This is a genomic window from Mesorhizobium comanense (assembly GCF_005503535.1).
In the GTDB taxonomy this organism is placed as follows: Bacteria; Pseudomonadota; Alphaproteobacteria; order Rhizobiales; family Rhizobiaceae; genus Mesorhizobium; species Mesorhizobium comanense.
In genome coordinates, this window is record NZ_SCNN01000066.1 from 1 (window position 1) to 3,425 (window position 3,425).

At 56.6% G+C, this 3,425-nt stretch carries 3 protein-coding genes; all 3 read right to left on the reverse strand.

Features of this window, described 5'->3' with window-relative positions:
* Positions 1-93 precede the first annotated feature (93 nt).
* From FFS37_RS35555 to FFS37_RS35565, 3 genes are read right to left on the reverse strand one after another with little or no spacing between them, the layout of a single operon-like run.
* On the reverse strand, positions 94-1,089 hold the full coding sequence (locus FFS37_RS35555; protein WP_137902234.1) for a tyrosine-type recombinase/integrase: 996 nt from the start codon (positions 1,087-1,089) through the stop codon (positions 94-96).
* Positions 1,082-2,032: a tyrosine-type recombinase/integrase gene (locus tag FFS37_RS35560; protein WP_137902233.1), complete on the reverse strand. Its 951-nt coding sequence runs from the start codon at positions 2,030-2,032 to the stop codon at positions 1,082-1,084. The genes FFS37_RS35555 and FFS37_RS35560 overlap by 8 nt, the downstream gene beginning before the upstream one ends.
* Positions 2,029-3,279 carry a tyrosine-type recombinase/integrase gene (locus FFS37_RS35565; RefSeq protein WP_137902232.1) on the reverse strand — a complete coding sequence of 417 codons (1,251 nt, stop codon included), beginning with the start codon at positions 3,277-3,279 and terminating at the stop codon, positions 2,029-2,031. Before FFS37_RS35565 ends, FFS37_RS35560 begins: the two co-directional genes overlap by 4 nt.
* Positions 3,280-3,425: the final 146 nt, after the last annotated feature.

The following is a 3,425-nucleotide window of genomic DNA, read 5'->3' on the forward strand; positions in this document are numbered from 1 at the left end:
GAATATGTTGCGTAGACGGTTATGTTGCGGCGACGTGATCGTAGCTTGGCTGATCAGCTAAAGTTCACCCAGCGCCGCAACCTAATTTTCTGGCTAAAGGGCGTTCAGGAAAGCCATCAAATTCTTGTCCTCTCGCCAAGGGCGATGTGTTGGTACGCCGCCAATATCGCAGAGTGCCAAGGCCTTTGCTTTCAGCTTGAGATCGATCTCGGCGTATATATTGGTCGTGTTGATCGAGACGTGGCCAAGCCAGGCGCGGACGGTGTTTATATCGACGCCAGCGTGAACCAGATGACAAGCGGTCGTGTGCCTGATCACATGGGGAGTAACCTTTCGTTCCGGCAACCCGGTTACTTGGGCTGCGCACCGCTCCACCAGCCAGTAGACGCCAAAGCGCGTGAATGGTTGTCGGAGCCTACTTAGGAAGACGATGTCATCCGCAGCTCGTCCGGTAGCTACTGCAGCCAATGCGCGCTTGGTTTCCGGCCATAGGGGGCACTGGCGGACCTTGCCGCCCTTTCCACGAAGGGTGACGAGCGCATGGTCATGAACCGATCGATCGATCTGAAGATCACGGACCTTCATTTGTATTGCCTCGGAAACACGGGCTCCGGTGTTGTAGAGGAAGAGTAGCAGGGCATGCTCCGTCTGGCCCTGACGAGTCTTTCGGTCGGGAACTCTGAGCAATGCATCCATTTCCGCTTGGGTGAGCCACCCTACCGGTTGCGCCGTTGCTTTCTTCGACACAATCGCCCGGATATGACCACACCATTCAACATGCGCTGGATCTCGACTGGCGACGAAGCGGGCAAAGGACCGGACAGCGGCTAGGCGCTGATTGCGTGTCTGCGGTGAGCAACCACGATAATCTTCGAGGTGGGCGAGGAATTCCAGCACGTGCTTGGATGTCAGATCGGTTACCGCCAAGCGATCAACCGGCTTACGCAACTTCCGGCTGACAAAGGGTAGCAACAGCCGGAACGTATCTCGATAGCTCGCCTGGGTGTTTCGAGCGAGGTTGCGCTCGGTGACGATGTACTCGCAGAGAAAGCGGCGAAGCCAAGGTCCTAACGATGTAAGATCACGCATTGCCGCCTCCCATCGCATAGCCTGCGAAGAGGGATGATGCCTGCTGCAGCAACTCTGGTGTCATTGGTAGATAGACCTTCGTGCCCTCCAGGTCGGTATGGCCGAGATAAGTGGAGAGCACGGGCAACAGCCGCTGGACATCTTCTCCTCGACGATACCAGTCGGTAAGCCGATGCACGGCGAAGGTGTGGCGCAGATCATGGAGGCGTGGTTTGCGCATCGCAGTGCTTCTGCCATCAATGCCGACCGAAAGGCGCAATTGATCAAACGCCGCCTGGACGGTGCTGGGGGCAAGAGGAGCTCCCGCCCTGGTTGTCAGGAAGAACGCGCTTCTCCTCTGTTCGATGGAGAACGTCGTCCGGATCGACGTGTACTTCTTCAGGATGCGGCGTAAATCTGGACCGATCGGGACGAGCCGGCTCTTGTAGGATTTGGCGTCCCGTATAGTCAAAATGCCCTGCGCCAAATCTACATCTGACGTCGCCAGCCGTGATGCCTCGCCAAGGCGCAAACCCGCTCCGTAGAGCAGGAAGAGCAATGTGCGGAATGTCACGGCATCCAGGTGTCCCCTCCTACGCTTGGTCAACTTCATGGTTCTGGGATCGAAAAGCCGCTTCAGTTCTTCGCGAGAATAGATGTGCGGCAGAGCGGACTTAGGCGGTCGCGGTTCGTCATCGGGCAATGGCGAGCTGCTGGCATGGCCGCGGCTGATTGCATAGCGGTAGAAGCCGTTGAGCGTGCAGTACTTGTTCTGGCGGTGGCGCGTCAGTAGGCCCCTGCCTGCCAGAAATGCGAGAACCTGAACTCGGCTGACGGCATCACAAGGAGCGTTCCCGTCAACGCTTTTGAGGAAAAGACGCAGCAGCCGGCCCCCGGTTATGAATTTTGCACCATGCGCCCGCCGCCATGTAATGTATCGTTCGACCACGTCGCGGAGCATCATGCGAGTTCCCCCAAGTTGAAGTTGCCGACCTCGCGAAGGGAATTGAGGTCAATCTTGGCGTAGATGGCAGTGCTGGTTGCATTGCGATGACCCAGAAAATCTCCGATCACCTTCATAGCGAGGCCCTGATCCAAAAGATGTTGTGCAGCGGCGTGCCGCAACGCATGTGTCCCCCGGTGACCCGAGGAAATGCCAACGCAGCTGAGGCGATGTTTAACGATGGAACCGAGCGAACCTCGCCGGATCGGCCGAACTGGCGCAACCAGGGTGAAAAATAGAGATCTTCCAAATCCCGAGGGCCGTACGTCTCGAATGTATCGAATAACGGCTTGGCCCACGCTCTGTGAAAGCGGATAGAACTGCGTACGGCCTGTTTTTGGGCGATGGACCCGCAGCAGTTCGTTGTCCCAGTCAAAATCGTCGAGTTGGAGTTGAGCGACCTCGCCGGCTCGTAGACCATAAGCGATGAGCAGCATCAGTATTGCACGGTCCCGCTTGTCAGATCGGCCATTGCCTTCTGTCGTGGCCAGCAAACGGATCACGTCTTGCCGCTTTAGACCCCTGGGGATTGTCTCGTTGGGCGTAAATCGGTGTGGCAGGATGCCAGCCCACAGCGCTCGCGGACACAGATCGTTGTCTCCGCCAAAGCGAAAGAAGACACGCAAACTTCGCGCCACGGCATGGATCGTCATGCGGCTGCAGGTGGCGCATACCTCCGGGGAAGCGAAGTAGTTATCGATATCGGTGCTACTCAACTCACGGAAGAGAACACCGGTTGTGGCAAGCCACCTGAGAAAATTATCGGCTAATCTGCGGTGACGTTCGATTGTCGACCCTGCCAGCCCTCGGACCGAACCTAGCCAAACAGCATAGTCGTCTACGGCATACCCGTAGGGATGGCGAATTTTACGATGTTCATCAAACCAGCCGAGAAATGCTAGCCATTGGGTTGCGCAGAAAATGAATCGCTGTCGCGACTTTGGCGATGCAGCTCGCTTCCATCTGCGGCCGCCTGGTTGCGACCATGCCGCCGCCGCTGCCTTGATCCGCTCTAAGCTGACCTTATCACCGGGAACAAGGTCCAAAAGCCGAACAACATTCAGCAGATCATTGACTCGTATGAGAAGTGTGCGCCGGCTCGTACCCATTTGTTTGAGATGCCGGAGATAGCTAACCCGCTCTTCTGCGAAGGGCGCCGAACGGTGCTTTGACGCAGTTCGCTCAAGCAGGAAGAGTTCATCGAACATTTGTACGTCTCCTTGATGTTGGAGACGCAACCATGCAGGCAGGGCGCACCGATGAAAATTATGTTGCCTATATGCGACCCGAAAAGGCGATTGAACTGATCTATAGGCTTGGCCGCAACATAACCGTCTATGCAACATATTCGAAC